This is a genomic window from Inhella sp. (assembly GCF_041912635.1).
Lineage (GTDB): Bacteria > Pseudomonadota > Gammaproteobacteria > Burkholderiales > Burkholderiaceae_C > Inhella.
Genome location: NZ_JAYRMO010000029.1, coordinates 38686 through 55126, shown reverse-complemented (window position 1 = coordinate 55126; position 16441 = coordinate 38686). Strand labels below are relative to the sequence as shown.

The following is a 16441-nucleotide window of genomic DNA, read 5'->3' as shown; positions in this document are numbered from 1 at the left end:
CCCGTCTACCCTGGCACCGCCCTAGACCTTAGGGCGCCACCGGGTTGGAGGTGGACAGACGCCAGCCCATGCGCTCATGCCCGTACTGGTTCCACAGCGGGCTTTTTCCCCCGCTGAAGCTGGTGTAGCGCGGCGCGCCCGAGCCCGTGGTGCCGCCGAACAGGCCGGCGCTCACCGTGCCGCCGCTGTAGGTCGGGTGCACGTCATCGGACTGGATGTAGTCGTAGCTGCTGCTGCTGGAGACGAAGTGGGTGTTGGCGTCGCGGATCGACGCGCGCAGCGTCGAGGTGATGCGGGTCACGTAGTTGGACTCGCTCTCGCCGGCCACATAGCGCAGGCCCTCGGTATCGACGATGCCGTCGCCATTGCGGTCGTAGTCGGCGCCCATGTATTCGGCAAAGTTGTCGGCGCAGACAAAACCCTTCTGGCGCGCGTACTCGCACATCCAGTAATTCATGCGCGCCAGCGCCGGCAGGAACTTGTTCTGCAGATTGATGGTGGCGCCGGTGCTGGCGTCCTTGCAGCTGCTCTGCACGTTGTCGGCCGCGTAGCCGGGGTAGTACAGATTGCCGATGACCTTGAGCTTGGTGCCCGGGTAGGCGTTGGCGTTGATGTAGTCCATCGCCTTGGCCACGTAGAGCTTGCAGTTGGCCTCGGCAGCGTCCAGGCCGCTGTAATTGCAGGTGCCGGTCTGGCTCTTCAGCGCGGAGCGGGCCTGCAGGCCGTCGTTGCCGCACATCTCGAAGGTGACGACGCGGGTGCTGCTGCTCTGCATGTAGGAGCGCTCGGCGACGATCTTGTTGTCGTACACATCCTTGGCCACCGCGCCGGACTTGGCCCGGCGCACGCTCTCGATGTCGGCATTCCACTGGGCCGACAGGTACTCGGCATCCACGGTGGGAGCCGAATACTTCGCCGCGTTCAGCGTCGAGCCGTTGTAGCCGGCGTAGATCGAGTCGCCATAGGCCACCAGGCGGTACTTGGTGCTGGTGCCGGAACGATCGATCGTCCAGGACACGTTCTGGTTCAGGGTGCTGGCGCCCACCTGGGTGGCAAGGCCGAGCAGGGCCAGGGCGGGCAGCAGGCGGCGCAGCGCGCCGGGCAGGGAAAGGGGCATGGAGGTCTCCTGAAGGGGGTCGGAAACAAGCTCACCCTCTCGGTGCGCCCCTCTGCCGGGGCCTACGACGGAAACACCGTGCGGTGAAGCCCGCCAGCGTGCGGCCAGGCCCCCAAACGGCGAATCCCTTCTATCCCTGCCCAGACAAACCCTGGCCGCCCCTTGGCAGCCGGCCGTCCTGGGAAACCAGGCCCTCACGCGCCCGCACGGGGCGCCGGCGCTCAGCCCGGTTGTTGCAATCCCGCCGCAGCCAGCGCCGCGCGCCAGCGTGCCTGCAGGGCGCGCCAGGCCGCCCAAGCCTGCGCCGCCAGGGCGCGATGCCGCTCGGCGGCCTCGGCTTGGTCCAGGTATTCGTACACCTGGGCCAGGCGCGAATGGGTGATGCCCAGGTCGTCCGGGTGGCAGGCCGGCTCGATCTCCAGCTCGGCCTGGCGCGCCTGGGCCAGCGCGGTGTCGGCCTGCCCCAGACGGGCGCGGCACCAAGCGAGATCGGCCATCAAGCTGGAGCCCAGACGGCTCAGGCCGAGGCCCAGGGTCTCGGGCAGGCTGTCCTGATAGAGCGGCAGGGCCTGCTCGAACTGGCCGGCTGCCACCAGCACCTGGGCCCGCAGCAGCGGGGTCAGCGGGTCCAGCGCGGCCACGCCCATGGCCCCATCGAAATGGGTGATCGAGTCGACCGCCGCCATGGGCACCGGACCGCGCGCCGCGCCGTCGGCCAGTTCGGCCTCGCGCAAGCGCGCCACCCGGATCACCGCCATGTTGTAGAGCAGGGCCGAGACCAGTGCATCGTCCCCGCAGCCGGCGGCCAGCGCACGGGCCCGCTGGTACCAAGGCTGGGCGGCTTCCTGGCTGTCGGTCAAATGGTGGGCCAGCGCCAGCACCAAGTGCCAACGCGCCAGCGCGGCGCCCTGCTCGGGCTGAGCCAGGGCCCGCGCGGCCAGGGCATGCGTCACCAACAGCTCGGGCTGGTGATCGACGAAGGCCAGGTGCGCCAGAAAGGCCTGCACCTCCACCTGCACCTCCACGCAACCGGCCTCGGCCGCCACCGCGTCCGCGTGCAGCAGGCGCTCCCGGGCGCTGTGGCTGTCGTAGCCGCCGTAGAAGCCCAGCAGGCCCTCGGCCAAATGCAGCCACGCCGCCAGTTCGGGCTGCGGGCTGGCAAAGAGGGCCTGGTAGAGCGCCGTCAGCTCGCCCCGCGCCAGATCCAGCTGGCCGTGGCGCACCAGCAGACCGCAGCGGCGCGCGCGCAGGGTCTGGGCCTGCAACTGGCGTCCGGCCAACTGGGCCTGCTCGATCTCCTGCTCGACCTGGCGCAGCAGGCGCGAGTGGAAGGCGCCCCCGCTCATCAGGCGGTCAGGCGATCCAGGGCCTTGCGGTAGGTGGCCGCGGTCTGCTCGACCACGGCAGCCGGCAGCGCCGGCGCCGGCGCGGTCTTGTTCCAGGGCTGTGCCTCCAGCCAGTCGCGCACGAACTGCTTGTCGTACGAAGGCGGGTTGGCGCCGACGGCATAGCCTTCCACCGGCCAGTAGCGCGAGGAATCGGGCGTCAGCACCTCGTCCATCAGCGTGAGCGTGCCGTTGGCGTCGAGGCCGAACTCGAACTTGGTGTCCGCAATGATGATGCCGCGCGTCAGCGCGTACTCCGCCGCACGCTGGTAGAGCGCAATGGCGGTGGCGCGCACCTGCTCGGCCAGCTCGCGGCCGATCAGGCCGACGCAGCGCTCGAAATCGATGTTCTCGTCGTGCTCGCCCACATCGGCCTTGGTGGCCGGCGTGAAGATCGGCTCGGGCAGCTTGGAGGCGTTTTGCAGACCGGCCGGCAGGGCCACGCCGCAGACCGATTGCGTGGCCTGGTACTCCTTCCAGCCCGAGCCGGCCAAGTAGCCGCGCACCACGGCCTCGATCGGCAGGGGCTTCAGGCGCTTGACCAGCATGCTGCGGCCGCGCACCTGATCGACCTCATCGGCCGCCACCACGGAGAGCGGGTCCTCGCCCGTCAGGTGGTTGGGCACCACATCCTTGAGCTTGTCGAACCAGAACAGCGCCATCTGCGTCAGCAGCTCGCCCTTGCCGGGGATGGGTTCGCCCATCACGACGTCGAAGGCCGACAGGCGGTCGCTGGCGACCATCAGGATGCGGTCTTCGCCGACCGCGTAGTTGTCGCGCACCTTGCCACGGGCGAGCAAGGGCAGGGAGTGCAGGGAGGAGCTGAGCAGGGCATTCATGGCGCGGGATTGTCGCCGCGGCGCTTAGAGCATCGGCAGGCCTTCGATGAAGTGCCGCTTGGCGCGGTACTCCACCCGCAGCCAGGCCAGCCAGAGCCGGGCGGCTTCGGGTTCCAGCACCTGCAGCGCCTGACGCACCAGGCGCAGCGGCTGGGCGTAGGGGGATTTGGCGGCGCGCATGGAGCGGGTCAGCAACTCCTTGAAGATCTGCGCCGCCGCGTCGCGGTGCTCGGCCGGCAGCAACTGCGCCAGGCGCAGCAGCGCCGTCTCGCCCACCGCGCGCGGCGTCTGCAGCCAGCGCAGGACGCTGGCCCAGTCGCCTTCGTCGGTCCAGAGCGTCAGCATCAGGTTCGCCACCTCGCTTTCGCGCCAGCCGGTGGCGCCGGCCAGGCGCTGCTCCAGCTCGCGCCAGACCCGCTCGCGCTCGGCCGCACGGGGCTGGCCGGCAGCTTCGGCGGCCTGCAGAAGGGCCTGGTAGCGCGCGCTGTCGGGCTGGCGATCAAACAGCTCGCGGTAGAGCTGCAGCACCTGCTCGTCCCAGCCGTCGCGGCGGTAGAAGCCGATCAGCAGCTCGGTCAGTTCGGCCGCCTGCGGGTGCGCGCGGTGCGCAGCCTCGGCGGCCTGCAGGGCCTCGCGCGCGCGGCCGGCGGCCTGCAAGGTCTCGATCAGCTCACGATGGTCCGTCCAAGCCTGCAGCCGGGCGCGCAGCACGCGCAGCGCCTCGTCCCAATCCTGCACGGCGCGCAAGTGCTGCAAGTAGTGGCGACGCGCCGGCGTGGCAGTGCCGGCTGGATCCACCTCCCAGCGCTCGCGCAGCAGGCGCAGCAGGCGTTCGCGCGCGGCGGGGCCCAGCGCCACCAGGGCGGCGTTGACGGGCAGGTAACCGCAGTCATCGGCATCGAGCAGCTTCAGGTAGCGCTCGGCGTACACAGCCGGTGGCGGCCCAGCGGCCTGCAGCGCAGCCACCCAGAGCTCGCCCACCTGCACGATCAGCTGCTGAATCTCGCCATTCGAGTCGTCGGCCGTATCCAGCAGCTTCCACAGCTTGAGCCACGCATGCTCGGCCGCCCCGAGGCCGAGCGCGGCGTCGCGCGCCGTCCAGCCGGCCAGCAGGCCAAGCACGCTTTCCGCCTTGCGCACATAGGCGCTGACCTGGCGCCACTCCCACAGCTCGCGCGGCGCGGCCAGCACGGTGGTGACGACCTTCTTGGCCTGCGCCAGATCCTGCACCGGCGTGGCGGCCTGCTGCCAGAGCTGCAGCTCCTTGCGCAGTTCAGGCAGGCGCGCAGCCCAGCGCAGCAGGCGCTCCGCCAGCTCGGCGGCGGGCTGCTGGCGCACGAAACGGGCCCAATCCTGCTCGGCGGCCGGCTTGACCGGGGGTTCGGTTGCGGGTTCCGGTCCGCTCATGGCCCCCGCCAGCGCCTCGCCGCCCAGATGCCGGCGCCAAGCCAAGGCCAGCGCCGCCTGGTGCTTGCAGGCTTGACCACCCGCTGCATGCGGGCAGTCGCAATCGCCCCGCAAGGCGCCGCCCGGGCTATGGGTCAGGCTGACGCGATACAGCGCCCCCCCTTGCACGCGGCCCTGCGCGGCGCTGACTGCCCCTTGTTGAGCGCATTCGAAGTCGCGCACATGGGCCAGCAGTGCCGTGCCGCGCTCCAGCACCGCCGCCGTCCAGCGGCGCGCCAGGGCCGGGTCGCCGAGCGCCTCCAGCAGGGCGGTGGACGCAGGCACCATCAGGTCAGCGCACCCACCAGCGCCAGCAGCACGAAGCCCAGCATCAACAAAAGCAGGTGCAGGAAGCAGAGCAAGGTCGCGCGCAACAAGGTCTTCCACCATGCCCCGTCGTACACGCGCTTGAGCGCCAGCACCGGATAGGCGTTGCCCCACAGCACCGCGAAGGTCACCGCCGTCCAGTGCGGCAACTGGGCCAGCAGCAGCACCGCATACCAGGCAGCGTGCAGATGCATGGCGAACACGAAATGCGCGCCAAAGGGCTGGCGCCGGTTGCGGTACAGCAGCGCCAGCAGGCCGGCATAGAAGGGCAGGCTGCACAGCACCGCATAGGGCGCCAGCGCCAGCATGCGCGCGCCCAGGCGGCGCGATTCGGCCTTCGGGTCGGCCTCAAGACGCGCCATGGCGCGCTTGGCCGCCCGCTCCATCGGCGCCGGCAACTGACGAGCGAAGTCCTCGAACTTCTGGTTGTCGCCGGCCTCCTGGGGCTCGTTGGCTCTTTTCGCACGGTCGGCTTCGAACTCCGCCTTGGCCTGTGCCACCGGGTCGGGAGCCGAGGCCACCGGCTTCCTGGGCTTGCCCAGGCTCGCAGCCGAAGCCGGCGCCGACGCAGCGGTGGACGCCTGCGCCGCGCCGTCCACGACCACCAGATCGTCGGCCGGCTCCACCTTGAGCACCAGGAAGAACACCAAGCCCAGGGTCAGGATGAGGCGCAACGGCAGTACATAGCGCTGTTTGCGGCCGGCCAGGTACTCCTTGGTGAGAAAGCCCGGCCGTGCCAACAGGCCCCAGAGCGACTTCCACAGCTTGCCCTCGAAGGCGACGTAGTGCAGCAGGAACTCGTGCACGAACTCCCACAGCGAGGGCGGGTGGTCCAGAGTGTCCTGCCCGCATTGCGAGCAGAACTTGTCCCAGGGGGCGACACGGTGGCCGCAATTGCTGCAATTGGAAGTCGGAGCCGCCGCCATGCAATACCTATTTGTAGAGAGCTGCTAACGGAAAAATCGCGAGAAAAGCAACCAGCAAGTAGGCGCACTGGTAGCCCAGAAATCGCAGCGACACAGTCCACCATCGCCCGCCATAGACACGGCGCAATGCAATCCATGGAGCCAAAAGAATCCAGACCAGCGGCGGGTATTCAAGCCAATGCAAGCCCAGCATCTCGAAGCCGACGCTCAAGGCAATCATCAGATAGACACCTGCCTGCTGATGGACGGCAAACACCATGTGCTCACCGAAGGGCCGACGCCGATTGCGAAAGATTGCCATCAAGGCAGCCGCAAGCACTGGCAAGGCGACCAAGACCGCATAAGGCACAAGCCCTAGATTGAGCCAAGCCCTTGCCTGCGGATCGTGAATGACCAGCGCTCGCAGCTTGATCGTCAGCAAGCAAAGCAGACCGAAACTCAGCAGCAAGTGCAGCGGCAGCACGTGGCGAGCACGGCGCCCTTCCAAGTAGTCAACGGTCAGTTGACCGGGGCGCACCAGCATCAGCCAGAGGCTTGTCCAAAGCTTTCCGCCTTCAATTGCAAAGTAGTGGCCAATGAACTCATGCACAAACTCCCAGAAACTGGGTTGATGCAGCACTGCAGTCTGGCCGCAAGACGCGCAAAAGCGGTCCAAGACATTGAACCGATGCCCGCAGTTCGGGCAATGGGTATTGCGGTGCCCTGACATCAGTTCGCCGCGGTATCGAAGGTCCAACTGCGCTGAAGCTTCAGCGCGCCTGCCTCGCCCTCGAACTCGACCCGGTAGCGGCCACCGGCCAGCAGGGGCAGGCGTGGCACCAGGTAAGCCAGGTTGCGGTGCAGTTTCAGGTAGGGATCGTTCTCGGCATTCAGCAGCAGGGCCTCGACGGCGCGGCCGCTGGGCTCCTCGAAAAGCTCGAAGCGCACCACTTTGAGGACGCGACCGGGGGGTGCGTAGACGGACACCGGCATGCCGAAGCGGTCCAGCCCGGCTGGGCGCGGCCGTTCGCAGCAGGCCAGGCCCGGCACGTTCTCTTGCGCGGGGCTGGGCCAGAGCAGCCAGTCCGGCGCAGCTTGCGGCGCGGCGCGGGCGGCGCCGAACTCCATCACCAGGCCGGGCTGATCGGACAGGCCGAGGCCCAGATCGGCCGCGCGGGCCGACAGCAGGATGTGGCGGTGGTAAGGGCCGGAGAGCAGTTGCATCAGCGCCGCGTCCACATCGGCGATGCCGACCACGAAGGCCTCGGCCACCACGCCGGCCTGGCCCAGGCCATAGCCATGGGCGCGGGCGCGGTCCCAGGGCATGCTGCCGAGGAAGCCCGCTTCATCACGCTGCTGCGCGTGGGTGGCGCGGCGGTGGCGGGCCAGATGGTCGGCATGGGCCTGAGCGGCCTTGTCGAGCTGGGGCTGGCGCACCAGTTCGCCCAGCCCCAGGCGGGTGCGTTCACGGTTCAGGCTGTCCAGCACCTGGGGTGCAGCGGCCAGCCAGGCCTGGCGGACTTCGGGCAGCAGGCCGTAGGCGGGGGCCTGTTCAGCGTGCGCGCCCGTCAGGGCCAGCAGCAGGGGAATGAGGAGGGCGATTCGGCGCATGGGGCGGGAGTTTCGCTGCAGCCATGAAAAAGGGGCGCCGCAGCGCCCCTTGTGGATCACTCGAAGCGTGTTCAGCGAACCACTTGCGCCAGCTCGCCCTTGGCGTAGGCGGCGGCCATGTCCACCAGGCTGCGGTTGTTCTGTGCGCGGCCCTGGCCTTCGCAACCGAACTGCAGGTAGCGCTGCTTGCAGATTTCTTGCGCGGCAGCGCGGGCGGGTTTCAGCCACTCGCGGGCGTCGAACTTGTCGGGGTTCTCGGCCAGGAATTTGCGCACCGCGCCGGTCATCGCCAGGCGGATGTCGGTGTCGATGTTGATTTTGCGCACGCCATGCTTGATGGCTTCCTGGATCTCCTCGACCGGCACGCCGTAGGTCTCCTTCATCTTGCCGCCGTACTGATTGATGACGGCCAGCAGGTCGGCCGGCACCGAGGAAGAGCCATGCATCACCAAGTGCGTGTTGGGAATGCGGGCGTGGATCTCCTTGACACGGCCGATGGCCAGGATGTCACCCGTGGGCTTGCGGCTGAACTTGTAGGCGCCATGGCTGGTGCCGATGGCGATGGCCAGCGCGTCCAGCTGGGTGGCCTTGACGAACTGGGCCGCTTCTTCCGGGTCGGTCAGCATCTGCGCGTGGCTGAGCTTGCCTTCGGCGCCGATGCCGTCTTCCTCGCCCGCGTCACCGGTTTCCAGATTGCCCAGACAGCCCAGCTCGCCCTCGACCGACACGCCCACCTTGTGCGCCATCTCAACCACGGTGCGGGTCACTTCGACGTTGTAGGCGAAGTCGGCCGGGGTCTTGCCGTCGTCGCGCAGCGAGCCGTCCATCATCACGGAACCGAAGCCCAGGTCGATGGCGCCCTGGCAGACCTTGGGGCTGGTGCCGTGGTCCTGGTGCATCACCAGGGGGATGTGCGGGTAGGCCTCGGTGGCGGCCTGGATCAGGTGCTTGATAAAGCTTTCGCCGGCGTACTTGCGGGCACCGGCGCTGGCCTGCAGGATCACCGGCGCACCCACCTCATCGGCGGCGGCCATCACGGCCTGCACCTGCTCCAGGTTGTTGACGTTGAAGGCGGGAATGCCATAGCCGTGCTCGGCGGCGTGGTCGAGCAGCTGGCGCATCGAAACGAGTGGCATGGGAAGGTCCTCGGGGGAGTTGATGAATCCTGGGAAGGCCGGCTCGCAGACTGCGCTGTAACCGCTTCGTAACTGGGGCGGGATTCTACGGAGCGAGCTGCAGAAGGGCGGGCCGGCCGGGCAGGTTGAGCCGCGGCCGCAGCGGCTCGCAACGGCTCAGCACCTGGCCGCCGCGCAGCACCGCCAGGCGCGGCGCACGGGTGCGAATGGCCTCGATGGGGTCGCGCGCCTGCAGCAGCACGAAGTCGGCCGGGGCGCCCGGCTGCCAGGTCTGCACCGGCCGGCCCAGCAGCTGCGCCGGGGTGCGGGTCACGGCCTCAAAGCAGGCGTGCATGCCGGCTTGCGAGCTGAGCTGCGCCACATGCAGGCCCATGTGCGCCACCTCCAGCAGGTCGGCGCTGCCCAGCGGGTACCAGGGGTCGAGCACGCAGTCCTGCCCGAAGGCCACCGACACGCCGGCGGCCAGCAACTCGGGCACGCGTGTCATGCCGCGGCGCTTGGGGTAGCTGTCGTAGCGGCCCTGCAGCAGGATGTTGATCAAGGGGTTGGCCACCACGCTGAGCTGCGCTTCGGCCATCAGCCCGATCAGGCGGGCGGCGTAGGCGTTGTCCATGCTGTGCAGCGAGCACAGATGCGAGGCCGTGACGCGCCCCTGCAGGCCCAGGCGCAGGGTCTCGGCGGCCAGGGTCTCGACATGGCGGGAGTTCGGGTCGTCGGTCTCGTCGCAGTGCAAGTCCATGCCCACCCCGCGCTCGGCCGCCAGCTCGCACAAGATGCGAATGCTTTGCGTGCCCTCGGCATAGCAGCGCTCGTGGTGCGGAATGCCGCCGATGAGGTCCACGCCCAGATCCAGGGCCTGCTTCAGCTGCCCCAGCGTGCCGGGGTGGCGCAGCAGGCCGTCTTGCGGAAAGGCCACCAGTTGCAGATCGAGGTAGGGCCGCACGCGCTCGCGCACCTCCAGCAGGGCGCGCACCGCCAGCAGCCGTGGGTCGCACACATCGACATGGCTGCGGATGGCCAGCACGCCCTGGGCCACCGCAAGGTCACAGTAGCGCAGCGCGCGCTCCACCACCGCCTCATGCGTCAGGCTGGGCTTGAGCTCGCCCCAGAGCGCGATGCCCTCCAGCAGGGAGCCCGATTGATTGACGCGCGGCTGGCCATGGGTGAGCGCCGAGTCGAGATGGAAATGGGCATCGACAAACGGCGGGCTGAGCAACTGCCCTTGCGCATCCAGGCACTCCGCCCCGGCCGGCGCCGGCAGCTGGGGGCCGACGGCGGCGATCCTGCCCTGCTGCACCAGCACATCCAAGCCGTGGCGGCCATCGGGCAGATTGACATTGCGCAACAGCAGCATGGCGGGGCTCCGCTGGGGGTGAGGCGGCGAGTGTCGGCGCTGCGCGCAAGCGAATGGCAAGTCCACAACAAAAAACGCTTGCGCTTATGAATAAGCTTTATTTATCATTCGCCACTCGTTTAGCTCACTTCCTTGATCAGGAGCCTCTATGCCGCAATTCACCTCGCCGCGCCCCAGCAACGGCAGCAGCCTGCGCAAACCGCGCAATCCCTGGGTCGCACCCAGCCAGTTGCGCAAGGCCGGCGTCCACCGCGCCGCCCATGCCCGACAGGCCGCCCGAATCGAGCTGGCGCAGACCCTGCGCGAACTCTGGAGCCCACCCCGCCACGACTGAATAGCTGAGCCGCCGCAAGCGGCCCAGCCGGAGAACACCATGCACGCCATCGCACTCACTGCCCGCAGCGCCGGGCGATCCCTCCCCCGCCAGCTCCTGATCCGTGCCCTGCACGCGGGGAGCCGCCAACTTGACTACCTGGCCGCCCGCCTGGCCCAGCCCGCCCGTGCCGCCGCTGAACCCAGCGGCCATCTGGAATACCGGCTGGACCCGAGCACCGGCCAAGGCGCGCTCTACGAAGATGGCGTGCGCCGCTTCACCTTCTTGCAAGGCTTGGAGCGCCTGTAAATCACGCAAACAAGCCACAAAGGCCCGCTTCTGCGGGCCTTTGTTTTTGGGGCCGCTCCTATCATGGTCACAACCCTGGCGTGCCCCATGAACGACAGCCCAGTTCTCCCGCCCATCGATCGCCCACTGCCCAGCCTGTCGGCCTGGGTGCAGGCCTTCGCCGGCCGTGAGATCCCCGTGCTGGCCACCAGTGCCGAAGCGCTGGAGCAGCTGCGTGCCGACGAGGATTCGGTGGACGCGCATCTGATCGGCGAGACTTTCGCGAGCGACCCGCTGATGAGCCTGAAGGTCTTGGTCGCTGCGGCGCAACTCGGCCGCGAGCGCCGCAATGCCGACGCCGAGACCGTCACCAGCGCCGTGGTGCTGATGGGCATCACGCCCTTCTTCACCACCTTCGGCCCGCAACCCACGCTGGAGCACTGGCTGGTCGGCCAACCACAGGCGCGCGATGGGGTCGACGCGGTGCTGCGCCGCTCCGAGCGTGCCGCCCGCTACGCCCTGGCCTTCGCCGCCCACCGCATGGACCAGGATGCCCAGATCCTGCACAGCGCCGCCCTGCTGCACGACTTTGCCGAGTTGCTGCTCTGGTGCCACGCGCCCGCGCTGGCGCAGGAGATCCGCCGCCTGCAGGCCCTGAACCCGAACCTGCGCAGCGTCAAGGCACAGCAGCAGGTGCTGGGCATCGAGCTGCCGGCGCTGGAGCAGGCGCTGATGAAGACCTGGCATCTGCCGCCGCTGCTGGCCCACATCACCGACGACCGCCACCACCACGACCCGCAGACTCAGTGCGTGCGCCTGGCGGTGCGGGTGGCGCGGCACAGCAGTCAGGGTTGGGACAACCCGGCCATTCCGGACGACGTCAAGGACATCAGCACCCTTTTGAACCTGGGGCCCGAGCCGACGCTGCGCCTGCTGCAGGACATTGACCGCGAAAGCGGGCCGAGCCTGCGCTAGCCAGCTCGCGACCTAGACCGAGACGGCGCCCGCGCTCTTCACCCGCTCCAGCACGAAGCTGGTCTTGCAGTCCTGCACCGCCGGGTGCGCCAGCAGGGTGTCGCGCAGGAAGCGCGCGTAATGCTCCATGTCGCGCACCAGGATGCGCAGCAGGTAGTCCATCTCACCGGCCAGGGCCGCGCACTCCACCACCTCGGGCCAGGTCTGCACGGCGGCGCGAAAGCTCTCCATCGGGCTGCGGCGCAGGTCCGGCGTGTGCTTTTCCAGGCGCACGTTGACGTAAGCCGTCAGGCCCAGGCCCAGGCGCTCGGGCACCACCACGGCGCGGTAGCCGGCAATCACCCCGGCCTGCTCCAGCCGCCGCACCCGGCGCAACACGGCCGAGGGGCTCAGGCCCACCTGTTCGGCCAGGGCATCGAAGGTCAGGCGGCCATCGGCCTGCAGGGCCTGGATCGTGCGTCGATCAATCGCATCCAGCTCAATGGGTGCATTCATATTGACAATTCTGCATTGATCATGCGCAACTCGGGTGAAGTGCCGCCAAAAGTCGCAGGAAACCTGCGCCACCTCAGGCCTACAGTGCTGGGTTCACTCAAACAGGAGACCACCATGGCGCAGTTCACTCCCTGGGACAACCCCATGGGCACCGACGGCTTCGAGTTCATCGAATTCGCCGCCCCCGATCCCGCCGCGCTGGGCCGCCTATTCGAGACCATGGGCTTTCGCGCCGTAGCCAAGCACCGCCACAAGAACGTCACGCTGTACCGCCAGGGCGAGATCAACTTCATCATCAACGCCGAGCAGGATTCGTTCGCGCAGCGCTTCGTGCGCCTGCACGGCCCCTCGATCTGCGCCATCGCCTTCCGCGTCAAGGACGCCGCCTACGCCTACCAGCGCGCGCTGGAGCTGGGTGCCTGGGGCTTCGACAACAAGACCGGCCCGATGGAGCTCAACATTCCGGCCATCAAGGGCATCGGCGACTCGCTGATCTACTTTGTGGACCGCTGGCATGGCAAGGACGGCGGCCAGCCCGGCCAGATTGGCAACATCAGCATCTACGACGTCGACTTCGTGCCGCTGACCGACGCCGATGGCAAGCCGGTCAGCAGCGAGGTGCCGGGCTACGGCCTGGGTCTGATCGACCACCTGACGCACAACGTCTACCGCGGCCGTATGAAGGAATGGGCAGACTTCTACGAGCGCCTGTTCAACTTCCGCGAGGTGCGCTACTTCGACATCGAGGGCAAGCTGACCGGCCTGAAGAGCAAGGCCATGACCAGCCCCTGCGGCAAGATCCGCATCCCCATCAACGAGAGCAGCGACGACAAGAGCCAGATCGCCGAGTACCTGCACACCTACAACGGTGAAGGCATTCAGCACGTGGCCCTGTCGGCCAGCGACATCTACGGCAGCGTGGACGGCATGAAGCGAGGCGGCGTGGAGTTCCAGGACACCATCGAGACCTACTTCGACCTGATCGACAAGCGCCTGCCCGGCCATGGCGAGAACCTGGCCGAGCTGCGCCGCCTGCGCATCCTGATCGACGGCGCCGCCCACCTGGGCGCCGACAAGGAGCTGCTGCTGCAGATCTTCACCAAGGAAGTGATCGGCCCGATCTTCTTCGAGATCATCCAGCGCAAGGGCAACGAGGGCTTCGGCGAAGGCAACTTCCAGGCGCTGTTCGAGAGCATCGAGCTGGACCAGATCCGCCGCGGCGTGTTGAAGGACGAAGCCACCCCGGCCTGATGAGCGAAGTTGGCGCGCAGATCCTGGACTGCCTGGCGCGGGTCGAGCGCCAGCGCCAGCGGCGTGCCGTCGAAGCAGCGCTGGGCGACACCACCCAGCGCCTCAAGGCGTTCCAGCAGGAACGCTTCCGGCGCGCCTACGGCGACCTGCTGGCCACGCCGCGCTACACCCACGCGGCCAGGTTCTTTCTGGAAGAGCTGTACGGCCCGGCCGACTTCAGCCGCCGTGACGCGCAGTTCCAGCGCATCGTGCGCCCGCTGGTGCGGCTCTTCCCCTGCGAGGTGGTGGACACCGTGCATGCGCTGGCGCAACTGCATGCACTGTCGGAGGAGCTGGACTCCGCCATGGCCGAGCGCCTGCTCGGCTCGGGCGTGCAGGCGCCGGACTACATCGCCGCCTGGCAGGCCGTGGGCCAGCCCGAGGCACGCCAGCGCCAGATCGAGCTGACCTTGGCCGTGGGCCGCGCGCTTGACGTCTACACGCGCAAGCCGCTGCTGCGCCATTCGCTGCGCCTGATGCGCGGCCCGGCCCAGCTGGCCGGCCTGCACGAGCTGCAGGATTTCCTGGAATGCGGCTTCGACACTTTCCGCGCCATGCGCGGGGCGCAGGAGTTCCTGGGCACGGTGCAGGGGCGCGAGCAGGACTGGGCGCAGCGCTTGTTTGCGGGCGACCCGGAAGGGGCGCTGCCCCAGCTGATGGCCTGAATCAGGGCAGCCAGAGCTCGAAGCGCGTGCCGCCGCCCACGCGCGGCAGCAGGTCCACCCGACCGCGCACGGCCTCGCGCCGGTGCGCGCGCGCCACGGCTGCGCAGAGCTGCATCCCTAGGCCGGTGGAGCTCTGCGCGCTGGGATCTTGACTGCCCAGGCCCGGGCCGTCGTCTTCCACCGTGAACAGGAGCCCACCCGCCTGCGATTGCACCGAGAGCAGCACCTCGGCGCGCGCGAAGCGCCAGGCGTTGTGCAGGGCGGCTTCCAGCGCCAGGCGCACCAGGCGGGCGTCAAAGTACCAGTAGGGAGGCAGCCCCGCTGCCGGACACAGGCGCAGAGGCGCCCCTTCCGGGCGCGAGGCGATGTGTTCCAGCGTGCGCAGGAACTCGGCCGGGGCTTCGTCCTCCAGCTGCGCGCGCAGGCCCTGGCGGCCGCCGTAGAGCGTGAGGTAGGCCACCAGGCGCTGGCGCAGCTGGGCGCAATGCTGGTGCGCGCGCGTGGCGCGGGCGGCATCCGGCTGCAGGCTCAGGCTGGCCAGTTCGGCTTCCAATTGCCCGAGCTGGTTCTTCAGGTCGTGCGCCAGCAGGGCCACGAGTTCGCGGTTCACGCCTTGTCTTTGCTGATGCTGAAGTTGCCGTCGCGCTGCAGCGTGGCCAGGGTCTCGCGCAGGTAGCGGCGCATCTGCGCCACGCGCTCATGGCCGGGCAGCAGGGCTTCCAGGCGCTCCAGGTAGTCACGCACGCGGTCCAGGCGCACGGGATCCAGGCTCTTGTTCAGGCGCAGCCACATGCAGTTCATCTGCGTGCACTCCAGCAGCACGGTGGTGTTCTCGGGGTACTCGCGCAGCTCTTCTTCGATGGCCTCCAGGGCTTCATCCAGCTTGCCGCTGCGCAGCAGGCGCTTGGCCTCGAACAGACGCGTCTTCAGGCTCTGGGTGGCGCTGGCGATCAGGGCCTCGGCCTGCTCGCCCTGGCCATGGTCCTGCAGCGCGCGGGTGACGAGCTGCTGCATGCGCTTGTTCTCGTGGTCGGCGCACAGGGCCTGGCGCATCAGGGCCAGCGCACGCTCGTGCTGGCCGGTGGCCAGCGCCGCGCGCGCCAGCGCCAGGGTGGCGAAATCGCCCTTGCTGCCCGCGCCGGCCTGCATCTCCAGCGCCTGGCGGGCGGCGGCCTGGGCGCGCTCGGTCTCGCCCGCGGCGGCCAGCGCCTGCGCCTTGATGGCCAGGGCCACCTGGTCGAAGGCGGCGCCGCGGGTGCCGCGCGCATGGGCCTCGGTCAGCAGGGTCAGCGCCTCCTGGGTCTCGCCCTGCTCCACCAGGGTCTGCGCCAGCGCCAGCGCATCCTGCGGCTGGCCCATCATCGAACCCTGGCTGCCCTTGTAGGCCTTGGCATAGGCCTGCTTGGCAGCGCCCAGATCACCGCTGCGGTAGGCGGTGTCGGCCATCAGGCGCTGCCGGCGGGTGGACGGCACGGCCTGCGCGGCCTGCTTCATGGCTTCGAGCGCGCCGGCCGTGTCGCCCTGGCCTTCCAGGGCTTCGGCCAGCAGATCGAAGGCGGCCAGGCACTTGGCACCTTCGCGGCTGGCCAGCACCTCCTGGGCCAGGTTGCGGCAGGCTTCAAAGGCGCCGCCGGCCTTGTAGGCGCGCATCAAGCCGATCTGCGCCCACAGCAGGCCGGGGCGCAGCTGCAGGGCCTGCTGGTAGGCCAGCTTGGCCTCGTCCACCATGCCCAGCTGCAGCTGCAGCTGGCCCTTGTATTGCAGGGCCTGCATGAACCAGCGGTCCTTGCGCGCCAGCAACTCGTCGGTCGCGGCCAGCGCGGCGTTCAGGTCTTCCTTGGCGATGGCCTTGGTGATGGGCAACAGGGCCTGGCGCTTTTCCAGCTGCGCCTTCAGCCGCTCTTCGATATCGCCCGCGGTGATGGGCTTGAGCAGGTAGGCATCAGGCACCTGCTCGCTGGCCGAGGCCACGGCGCTGTAGTGGCTCTCCGCCGTGACCATGAAGAACAGACAGTCGGGCGCCAGGATCTTGTTGTCACGCAGGTACTCGAAGAGCTGCTGACCGTCGGTCTTGTGGTTGAGGTTGTAGTCGCACAGGATCAGCTGGTAGCGCTTGTTGCGGATCTGGCGCAGCGCGTCCTCGGCCGATCCGGCCGCATCCACATGCTCGATGCCCACCATGTGCAGTTGGCTGCGCAAGGTGGTCTGCTGAGTGGCCATGTCGTCAACGACCAGGGCCTCGATGCCGGCATAGGGGTTGTCGATTCGCACCCTTGAGTCTCCCTGCCTGGATTG

General features: G+C 68.7%; 17 protein-coding genes. 5 read left to right on the top strand and 12 right to left on the bottom strand.

Annotated features, from left to right (window positions below):
• Window positions 1–28: 28 nt before the first annotated feature.
• From ACE3QP_RS16455 to ACE3QP_RS16415, 9 genes are all read right to left on the bottom strand, one after another.
• Complete coding sequence (locus tag ACE3QP_RS16455) at window positions 29–1117, bottom strand: SGNH/GDSL hydrolase family protein (protein WP_374437573.1); 1089 nt, start codon at window positions 1115–1117, stop codon at window positions 29–31.
• Between the two features lie 221 nt (window positions 1118–1338).
• Window positions 1339–2463, bottom strand: a complete 1125-nt coding sequence (locus ACE3QP_RS16450; RefSeq protein ID WP_374437572.1) for a hypothetical protein — start codon at window positions 2461–2463, stop codon at window positions 1339–1341.
• Window positions 2463–3341, bottom strand: a complete 879-nt coding sequence (locus tag ACE3QP_RS16445) for a phosphoribosylaminoimidazolesuccinocarboxamide synthase (protein ID WP_374437571.1) — start codon at window positions 3339–3341, stop codon at window positions 2463–2465. The genes ACE3QP_RS16450 and ACE3QP_RS16445 overlap by 1 nt, the downstream gene beginning before the upstream one ends.
• Window positions 3342–3365: 24 nt before the next feature.
• Window positions 3366–5075, bottom strand: a complete 1710-nt coding sequence (locus ACE3QP_RS16440; RefSeq protein ID WP_374437570.1) for an SWIM zinc finger domain-containing protein — start codon at window positions 5073–5075, stop codon at window positions 3366–3368.
• Window positions 5075–6040, bottom strand: coding sequence for a DUF3667 domain-containing protein (locus tag ACE3QP_RS16435; RefSeq protein WP_374437569.1), 966 nt, complete (start codon window positions 6038–6040; stop codon window positions 5075–5077). The genes ACE3QP_RS16440 and ACE3QP_RS16435 overlap by 1 nt, the downstream gene beginning before the upstream one ends.
• Window positions 6041–6047: 7 nt before the next feature.
• Entirely contained in the window at window positions 6048–6659 is a 612-nt protein-coding gene (locus ACE3QP_RS16430; protein ID WP_374437568.1) for a DUF3667 domain-containing protein, read from the bottom strand.
• An 89-nt stretch (window positions 6660–6748) separates the two neighbouring features.
• Window positions 6749–7630 (bottom strand): CAP domain-containing protein, encoded by an 882-nt coding sequence (locus ACE3QP_RS16425; protein ID WP_374437567.1) that lies wholly within the window; start codon window positions 7628–7630, stop codon window positions 6749–6751.
• 71 nt (window positions 7631–7701) lie between these two features.
• Entirely contained in the window at window positions 7702–8766 is a 1065-nt protein-coding gene (fba, locus tag ACE3QP_RS16420; protein ID WP_374437566.1) for a class II fructose-bisphosphate aldolase, read from the bottom strand.
• A gap of 85 nt (window positions 8767–8851) precedes the next feature.
• Window positions 8852–10120 carry a cytosine deaminase gene (locus ACE3QP_RS16415; RefSeq protein ID WP_374437565.1) on the bottom strand — a complete coding sequence of 423 codons (1269 nt, stop codon included), beginning with the start codon at window positions 10118–10120 and terminating at the stop codon, window positions 8852–8854.
• A gap of 148 nt (window positions 10121–10268) precedes the next feature.
• Here ACE3QP_RS16415 and ACE3QP_RS16410 point away from each other — a divergent pair, with 148 nt between their 5' ends.
• The 3 genes from ACE3QP_RS16410 (at window position 10269) to ACE3QP_RS16400 (ending at window position 11696) form a co-directional block, all read left to right on the top strand.
• Window positions 10269–10454 carry a hypothetical protein gene (locus ACE3QP_RS16410; protein WP_374437564.1) on the top strand — a complete coding sequence of 62 codons (186 nt, stop codon included), beginning with the start codon at window positions 10269–10271 and terminating at the stop codon, window positions 10452–10454.
• Between the two features lie 39 nt (window positions 10455–10493).
• Window positions 10494–10742: a hypothetical protein gene (locus ACE3QP_RS16405; protein ID WP_374437563.1), complete on the top strand. Its 249-nt coding sequence runs from the start codon at window positions 10494–10496 to the stop codon at window positions 10740–10742.
• 87 nt (window positions 10743–10829) lie between these two features.
• Window positions 10830–11696, top strand: a complete 867-nt coding sequence (locus ACE3QP_RS16400; RefSeq protein ID WP_374437562.1) for an HDOD domain-containing protein — start codon at window positions 10830–10832, stop codon at window positions 11694–11696.
• A 12-nt stretch (window positions 11697–11708) separates the two neighbouring features.
• On the opposite strand, the gene ACE3QP_RS16395 is transcribed toward ACE3QP_RS16400, so the two are convergent.
• Window positions 11709–12191 carry an Lrp/AsnC family transcriptional regulator gene (locus tag ACE3QP_RS16395; RefSeq protein ID WP_374437561.1) on the bottom strand — a complete coding sequence of 161 codons (483 nt, stop codon included), beginning with the start codon at window positions 12189–12191 and terminating at the stop codon, window positions 11709–11711.
• Between the two features lie 114 nt (window positions 12192–12305).
• Between ACE3QP_RS16395 and hppD the strand changes: the two genes are divergently transcribed.
• Both hppD and ACE3QP_RS16385 read left to right on the top strand, forming a co-directional pair.
• A complete protein-coding gene (hppD, locus tag ACE3QP_RS16390) occupies window positions 12306–13442 on the top strand; it encodes a 4-hydroxyphenylpyruvate dioxygenase (RefSeq protein ID WP_374437560.1) in 1137 nt (378 codons plus the stop codon).
• Window positions 13442–14146, top strand: coding sequence for a hypothetical protein (locus ACE3QP_RS16385; RefSeq protein ID WP_374437559.1), 705 nt, complete (start codon window positions 13442–13444; stop codon window positions 14144–14146). Before hppD ends, ACE3QP_RS16385 begins: the two co-directional genes overlap by 1 nt.
• A 1-nt stretch (window position 14147) precedes the next feature.
• Here ACE3QP_RS16385 and ACE3QP_RS16380 read toward each other — a convergent pair whose 3' ends face one another.
• Both ACE3QP_RS16380 and ACE3QP_RS16375 read right to left on the bottom strand, forming a co-directional pair.
• Complete coding sequence (locus ACE3QP_RS16380; protein ID WP_374437558.1) at window positions 14148–14756, bottom strand: sensor histidine kinase; 609 nt, start codon at window positions 14754–14756, stop codon at window positions 14148–14150.
• Window positions 14753–16417: a response regulator gene (locus ACE3QP_RS16375; protein ID WP_374437557.1), complete on the bottom strand. Its 1665-nt coding sequence runs from the start codon at window positions 16415–16417 to the stop codon at window positions 14753–14755. The genes ACE3QP_RS16380 and ACE3QP_RS16375 overlap by 4 nt, the downstream gene beginning before the upstream one ends.
• Window positions 16418–16441 lie beyond the last annotated feature (24 nt).

Excerpts from the sequence above, each read along its gene's own strand:
- ACE3QP_RS16435 (WP_374437569.1), bottom strand. The coding sequence starts at position 6,040 with ATGGCGGCGGCTCCGACTTCCAATTGCAGCAATTGCGGCCACCGTGTC.
- ACE3QP_RS16410 (WP_374437564.1), top strand. The coding sequence starts at position 10,269 with ATGCCGCAATTCACCTCGCCGCGCCCCAGCAACGGCAGCAGCCTGCGC.
- ACE3QP_RS16405 (WP_374437563.1), top strand. The coding sequence starts at position 10,494 with ATGCACGCCATCGCACTCACTGCCCGCAGCGCCGGGCGATCCCTCCCC.
- ACE3QP_RS16400 (WP_374437562.1), top strand. The coding sequence starts at position 10,830 with ATGAACGACAGCCCAGTTCTCCCGCCCATCGATCGCCCACTGCCCAGC.
- ACE3QP_RS16425 (WP_374437567.1), bottom strand. The coding sequence starts at position 7,630 with ATGCGCCGAATCGCCCTCCTCATTCCCCTGCTGCTGGCCCTGACGGGC.
- ACE3QP_RS16440 (WP_374437570.1), bottom strand. The coding sequence starts at position 5,075 with ATGGTGCCTGCGTCCACCGCCCTGCTGGAGGCGCTCGGCGACCCGGCC.
- ACE3QP_RS16450 (WP_374437572.1), bottom strand. The coding sequence starts at position 2,463 with ATGAGCGGGGGCGCCTTCCACTCGCGCCTGCTGCGCCAGGTCGAGCAG.
- ACE3QP_RS16415 (WP_374437565.1), bottom strand. The coding sequence starts at position 10,120 with ATGCTGCTGTTGCGCAATGTCAATCTGCCCGATGGCCGCCACGGCTTG.
- ACE3QP_RS16395 (WP_374437561.1), bottom strand. The coding sequence starts at position 12,191 with ATGAATGCACCCATTGAGCTGGATGCGATTGATCGACGCACGATCCAG.
- hppD (WP_374437560.1), top strand. The coding sequence starts at position 12,306 with ATGGCGCAGTTCACTCCCTGGGACAACCCCATGGGCACCGACGGCTTC.
- ACE3QP_RS16385 (WP_374437559.1), top strand. The coding sequence starts at position 13,442 with ATGAGCGAAGTTGGCGCGCAGATCCTGGACTGCCTGGCGCGGGTCGAG.
- ACE3QP_RS16445 (WP_374437571.1), bottom strand. The coding sequence starts at position 3,341 with ATGAATGCCCTGCTCAGCTCCTCCCTGCACTCCCTGCCCTTGCTCGCC.
- fba (WP_374437566.1), bottom strand. The coding sequence starts at position 8,766 with ATGCCACTCGTTTCGATGCGCCAGCTGCTCGACCACGCCGCCGAGCAC.
- ACE3QP_RS16455 (WP_374437573.1), bottom strand. The coding sequence starts at position 1,117 with ATGCCCCTTTCCCTGCCCGGCGCGCTGCGCCGCCTGCTGCCCGCCCTG.